This is a genomic window from [Scytonema hofmanni] UTEX 2349, from assembly GCF_000582685.1.
Classification (GTDB): domain Bacteria; phylum Cyanobacteriota; class Cyanobacteriia; order Cyanobacteriales; family Nostocaceae; genus Hassallia; species Hassallia hofmanni.
The window spans coordinates 627168-633571 of sequence record NZ_KK073769.1 but is presented as its reverse complement, the minus strand read 5'-3'; the positions used below and the strand labels follow the sequence as shown (position 1 = coordinate 633571).

The window sequence follows — 6404 nt, the reverse complement described above, 5'->3', positions numbered from 1 at the left end:
GCTTATCTTTGATTTTACTTGAATAACTAGTCAACCCAAAAGAATTGCTTTTTCATACTTTTTCAGCAAACCCTACAGTACCTATTTTAATTGAAGCGCTAGACGATGAAGATTGCGAGATTCGTGAAAGAACAGTTGAAGTATTAGGTAAAATAGGGGATGAAAAGGCTATTTCATCGTTAAAAAGTACTTTAAAAGACCCCGATTATAGTGTTATTTGGCGAGTTGCGGAAGCTTTAAAGTTAATTCAAGAGCGCTGCAAGTTTTATAACTACGAAATAGCTCAGTCTCCCTCAGTGGAAAAGGAAAAGGAACCTGAATCAGAAAAGAATCGGCAAAAAACTATTAATATTTATGGAACCGTTGGTAACTTAAATGCAGAAAATGTAAATATCCAGGGAAATCAAATAGGCGAACAGTACAACAAATAAACTCAATCAAAAAATTAAACCTATGTCAGAAAGTCCTAAAAACCAAAATACATTTAATTTCCATCAACCTGTTGGTAACGTCAACGCAGGAGATACCACAATAGCCGGCGATCAAGTTGGTTCTCAGCACAACTACGCACCAAGTCAAAATCTAGCAGAAGCAGCGAAAGAAATTCAGGATTTGCTGGTTCAACTAGATCGGACTTATCCTAATAAGACTAACCAAGAGAAGCAAGCGGCTATTGTTCACAAAGTTGAGCAACATATTAAACAAAATCCAACTTTGAGAGATAGGCTATTAAATGCTTTGAAACAGGGTGGTGTTGAGGCTTTGAAACAAGCGCTAGATGCAGTTTACAAAAATCCTGTCGTCAGTATTTCGGTAGAGACAATTAAAGGCTTTTTAGAAGCGGAATCTAGCAAACCGTGAACTAAACTAGACGCAATTTGTGAGGATGTGACTCATGCGATCGCCCAAAATAATTGAAGTGCGATCGCACATATCTATAGATTGTTACAGTCCATGCTGCTTAAACCATGCTTGGAGGCGTTGCCAGCCTTGTTTAGCGTCTGCCTCGCGGTAGGAGGGGCGATAATCAGCAAAAAAGGCATGGGGTGCATCTGGGTAAACAATGATTTCCGACTTGCTGCTGCCTGACTTCAAGCGATCGCGCATTTGCTTGACTGTATCAAGAGGAATACCCGTATCTTTACCACCATAAAGTCCGAGAACAGGGACTTTCAGCGTAGAGGCAATATCAATAGGATGCTTGGGTGTTAGTTCAGTAACATCACCAACTAGTCGTCCGTACCAAGCCACACCTGCCTTCACTTGAGGATTGTGTGCTGCATACAGCCAAGTAATACGACCACCCCAGCAGAAGCCTGTAATTCCCAACTTATTCCTATTGCCCTTTGCTGACTTTACTGCCCAATTTACTGTAGCATCGAGGTCGGATAGCACTTGAGCATCTGGTACTTTAGCGACTATCGGGCGAATTTCTTCTATACTGCTTAACTTCAAGACATCACCTTGACGCACGAACAATTCGGGTGCAACTGCCACATACCCCAACTTGGCAAAGCGACGGCAAACGTCTTGAATGTGTTCGTGTACACCAAAGATTTCCTGGATTACTAGGACAATCGGGAAATTTCCACTTTTTGCAGGCATTGCCCTATAAGCCGGAATTTCACCATCTTTAACGGGAATTTTCACCGCACCTGCGACTAATCCGTTACTATCGGTGGTGATGACTTTGGCAGAAACGGGTTGCACTGCTAAGGCAAAACCTGTTGCTAGGGTAGCTGTTGCAATAAATTGACGGCGCGTTATTTCTTTCATTATTCTCTTGAATTATGCGATCGCTCATATATTTAAAATGGTACACCGACGTAAACAGGCTTTGTTCGTATAGTTTCACTCTTCCACGATGAAGCATAATCAGCCTTAACATTTGCCAACATCAACTCATCTCTTTCATCCCAAACTGCAAATATATCTTTTCTCCCATCATCAAGCGTCGCTAAATCAATTTCATAAACATCACACGACTTACACAAAATACCTCTTAAACTCTCATTCCTCCGCGTACTCTGCGGTTCGTTATTCCGTGACTCGTGCGTAAGTCTTGCATCATTTACTCGCTTCAGTTTCAAACCCAACAAATTTAACAATCGACCGAGAATTTTCATCCCCGAAACCCGCTCTTTATCCTGCACCAAATTAATCCCCAGCGTCCTCTTAATATGCTTGCTGCACTGCAACGTCGTATTTTTTAATAATATCAAATCAGCATCATTCTCACTAAATCTGCGTCCCGCTTCCAAAAATTGTTGCATCCCCAATGCTCTCAAAGCTTCAACTTTCAGCGTATATGTTTTTAAATCTGGGAGAAAAACCTTCCCCTCACCCCTAGATAACTGCTGATACCATTCTTGCTTATCTCTAACCCAAAAATACTCGCTTTCGTGAGTTAGATAATAGTGAGTTAATAATTGATAATAATATCCTTTGTCATCCCGCAACTTCAGCAGTGGAGTAACCTCAACACCATACCTTTTTTTGAGAATATATTTATCAATTTGGTTACGTTCTTTATCGGTGAGAGAATGTTTAGCTAATAATTGCTGATACTCTCCAGAATCAATATCTCTCGCATTAGTGATAGCGATCGCTGCCGATAATTGATTTTGTTGCTTAATTTCTTGAATCTTGTTTTTAATTTCTTTTGCCTTTTGCCGACTTTGTGACCAATCTTTTTGGACTTTGACAATATCTAAAATTAACCTTCGTCGAGTTACTGAGTCATCAGCATCAGTTGCTAAAAAAGCAAGTCTTAAATCGCGAATAATATTATTGTTAACAGCATTACTTCTTAACCAAATTTGATGTCCCTCACCAATCAAATTCTCTTTCATCGATTTGCGATAAAAAGTAATAGAAGCATTCACCCTTGCAGACATCTTCGCCCAAGTTCTTAAATGTATTGGGTCATAAGCTGCTGGCAAATCAACATCGATTTTATGCAACGGACTGAGTAAAGCTAAATTTTCTTTTTGATTTTCTTGATACCAATGAGAAAGCAAACGATAATTTGTACTACCACTACCAATTAAACCTATACCGCGTTTAGCACACCAAACAATGCGCGGCACATCATCCCGGACTCTCGCTAATGCTTGTCGTGCTTCTGAGTCAGTTATTACTCCTTGAAAAATGCCATAAACGCAGTCGAAATGTTCGACATCAATACTGATTCCCGTACCCAGGCTAGGAGTTACAAAAACGGCGTTATATTCAGTTACTTTTTGATTAATTTCTGCCACAAAATCAACCGCTTTGTGTCCCAATGTGTTTGTTGTGTGACTGCTAACAACCAGAGTTTTGGGAAATTCCTTTTGCAATCTTTCTAAACGCTCTTTTAAATAACGTTCGATGGTTTCACAACTATAACGCCCAGTCCGACTATCTGTAGTAACATAACATTTACGTCCGGCAAGTAACTCTAATTCGAGTTGATGAATTAACGGCGTTGGGTTAGGAGAATCATAAAAAGTTACATCCCAACCTCGCTCTGGTTTCCACTGATTTACAACTACCCAAGGCGTTAATTTAATACCTGCTAAACCTTGCAAATATTCTAGAGAAACATCTGATAAATCGGCATCTTGGGCAATAATTAACCCACCACTGGTTAAAACTGTGGAAATTAGCTGTTGAAATACTTTTAAAATTTTAATACGCTTATCTTTACAAGTATTGCTGTTGAGTAAATGCCATAAGGATTGTTCTACTTCGTCTAATATTATGATTGCGCCGTGCCAATCTTCGGGGTTAAGTTTCCAGAGGGAATCGATGCATAGTCCGAGGGAATGAGCGCTAAAGCGCTCACTACGTATTTTCCAATTAATGCCGATTTTTTCACATAAGAAGCGTCCTAGTTGGATGCGGTGGGTTATTAATAAAACGGGTTTATTTTGGCTTTTTGCTTGATTGACTATTGCCTGCAATGCTGTGGTTTTTCCGGTTCCTTTGGCTGATTTTACTCCTACTAAGCCAGAAGCGGGGAAAGGTATTTTTTCTAAGTAGCGACGGTTCACAGTAAGTGCAGGAGAAATGGTTAAAGCGGTGTGCGGTTTAGTTTGAGCAATATAAACTTCTAAATCAACACTTTGGCGATAAATTTGCTCGAATGCACCTGCACTTTTGGCAACGATAAATTCATCTACACCTTTTTCTTTTCCGGGAAGTTCGATGACTTGAACGGGGCAATTTTTTGCTTGGAATAAAAAACCAAGTTGAGAAATAGCGTTATTTACTGCGGCGATTTTTTTCGGTTCTGTTTCAAAATCAAAGCAAATATAACAGGTGCGTTTTGTAATGGCAAAAGCTGCTAAATCTGGGATTAGTTGACGACTGGTAACTTGACCAAATTCATCTTTGACGACACGATAACCGCTGGTAATTCCGGGAACTGCGATCGCTGCATATCCTTGTGTTAAAAGTGCGGCGGCTTTTTTCACACCTTCGCAGATAATTATGGGTATGTTTCGTTGCATTACCCATTGCCAAAAGCCTATAGCTTCGCCATTTTCAGCAATGTTGATATCTTCAGGTATAGCTACATTGTAGCGTTTGGCGACTTGCTGCCAGACACGCAACGTTACCCGCAGACAAAATATCCGCGTCGCTGTGCTGGGAGGATGTTCGTATTTGATAGATTTGCTATTTTGATTTAATCGGGGTTGATTTGGCTTAAAGCATCCCCATTCCATCATTTGCCAATTATGCAATGGGTCAAGTCCAGAACACCACCAACCGCCTGCGGTAATATGAGCGTAACGTTGCAACCACTCATTTTTCACCATACCGCTATTTTTACGCGGGAGACGTTCCGAAATTAATAAATATTCATAAGCGGTTCTGTCTTGGAGAGAGCGGAAATTTATCTGAGCCAGGTTTAAATCTATACCTGAGCTATTGACTAATTCCTCAAGGTGTTGGGGGTGTAAATAGTGCTGCATCAGGTAAAGCGAAAATGCGAGACGACGGAGTTACAAGGTATCATGCATCTGCTGATGATTCATATGTGGTGTCGTCTGGTTTGGTGATGCTTTTATTACGGGGTTATAAAAAATACACAGTTGCATTTATGAAAGGGCTGTCTGGTCTTGTGTATTGCTCTGGTAATATTTTTGTATTGTGATATTTGTTGGTATTAAATTTTTAGGAATCAGTAGAATACTGACATTGTAAAGACGTTCCACCGGAACGTCTTTACATTGTTGTAGAGACGTTCCGGCGGAACGTCTCTACGAGGATTTGGTGTTTAACTGGGTTTTAGCCGTCAAGACTTTTGTTAGCCAACTAGTACCTTAGTCGGTTCGGCGCGAATCTCATTTACACAGGTACGACTCTGTTCAACATCGGTAATGTTAGCTATGGTTGTCTCTGCAATTTTACTGATGGCATTTTCGGTAAAGAAGGCTTGATGTCCGGTAACAAGAACGTTAGGAAACATGATCAAGCGCTCGAAAACGTCATCCTGAATAATCGCACTTGACAAATCCTCAAAAAACAAGTCTGCTTCTTGTTCGTATACATCCATACCCAATGAGCCGATTTTACCTGATTTCAAACCTTTGGTGACGGCTGTCGCATCAATTAGCGCACCTCGGCTAGTGTTAATCAGCATCACGCCGGATTTCATCTGTTCTACGGCTTTGTCGTTAATTAGGTGATGAGTTTCCGGCATTAGGGGACAATGCAATGAGATAATATCAGAGTTGGGGAATAATTCCGAAAGCTCGACATATTTCGCACCCAATGCTTCAAGTTCAGGATTTTGATACACGTCGTAGGCAAGCAGGTTACAGCCAAATCCTTTCATAATTTGGGCGAGAATTTGACCGATTTTACCAGTACCGATAATCCCGACGGTGCATCCGTGCAAGTCAAATCCCAAAAGTCCATCTAAAGAAAAATTGCCTTCGCGGACGCGGTTATAAGCGCGATGAATCTTACGATTGAGGCTGAGAATTAGTCCTACAGCGTGTTCTGCAACTGCGTAGGGTGAGTAAGCGGGAACACGGACAACGGTAATTCCTAACTCGGCTGCGGCTTTTAAGTCTACGTTGTTGAAACCGGCACAACGTAGCGCCAATAAACGAGTTCCGCGTGATGCTAAAATCTCTAAAGTTGTGGCGTCAGCTTGGTCATGCACAAATACACAAACTGCCGGAAATCCAGCGGCTAAGATAGCGGTATCGCGATTGAGACGGGGTTCAAAGAAGACTAGATCGTGTTCGTTGCGAGAGTTTGCAGCCTCTAAAAACTGGCGATCGTAGGCTTTTGTACTGAAGACTGCTACTTTCATTAAGACCTAAGCTTTATGCTGTATGGCTTTGCTTGTAAATGATAGCTTAATGTAAAGTTATGCGATCGCTCTTGGGATGTTTGGCAGTCTTAGG

5 protein-coding genes are annotated in these 6404 nt (G+C 41.1%); 2 read left to right on the top strand and 3 right to left on the bottom strand.

The features are described 5' to 3' along the window. The first annotated feature begins 44 nt into the window (after positions 1 to 44). Both TOL9009_RS42400 and TOL9009_RS41305 read left to right on the top strand, forming a co-directional pair. Positions 45 to 431, top strand: a complete 387-nt coding sequence (locus TOL9009_RS42400) for a HEAT repeat domain-containing protein (protein ID WP_051503181.1) — start codon at positions 45 to 47, stop codon at positions 429 to 431. A 22-nt stretch (positions 432 to 453) separates the two neighbouring features. Beyond that, positions 454 to 861, top strand: a complete 408-nt coding sequence (locus TOL9009_RS41305) for a hypothetical protein (protein WP_051503180.1) — start codon at positions 454 to 456, stop codon at positions 859 to 861. An 84-nt stretch (positions 862 to 945) separates the two neighbouring features. Here TOL9009_RS41305 and TOL9009_RS0132925 read toward each other — a convergent pair whose 3' ends face one another. From TOL9009_RS0132925 to TOL9009_RS0132915, 3 genes are all read right to left on the bottom strand, one after another. Continuing rightward, positions 946 to 1776, bottom strand: coding sequence for a dienelactone hydrolase family protein (locus TOL9009_RS0132925; RefSeq protein WP_029637624.1), 831 nt, complete (start codon positions 1774 to 1776; stop codon positions 946 to 948). A gap of 32 nt (positions 1777 to 1808) precedes the next feature. Continuing rightward, a complete protein-coding gene (locus tag TOL9009_RS0132920; protein ID WP_029637623.1) occupies positions 1809 to 4961 on the bottom strand; it encodes a plasmid replication protein, CyRepA1 family in 3153 nt (1050 codons plus the stop codon). Between the two features lie 332 nt (positions 4962 to 5293). After that, entirely contained in the window at positions 5294 to 6310 is a 1017-nt protein-coding gene (locus tag TOL9009_RS0132915) for a 2-hydroxyacid dehydrogenase (RefSeq protein ID WP_029637622.1), read from the bottom strand. Positions 6311 to 6404 lie beyond the last annotated feature (94 nt).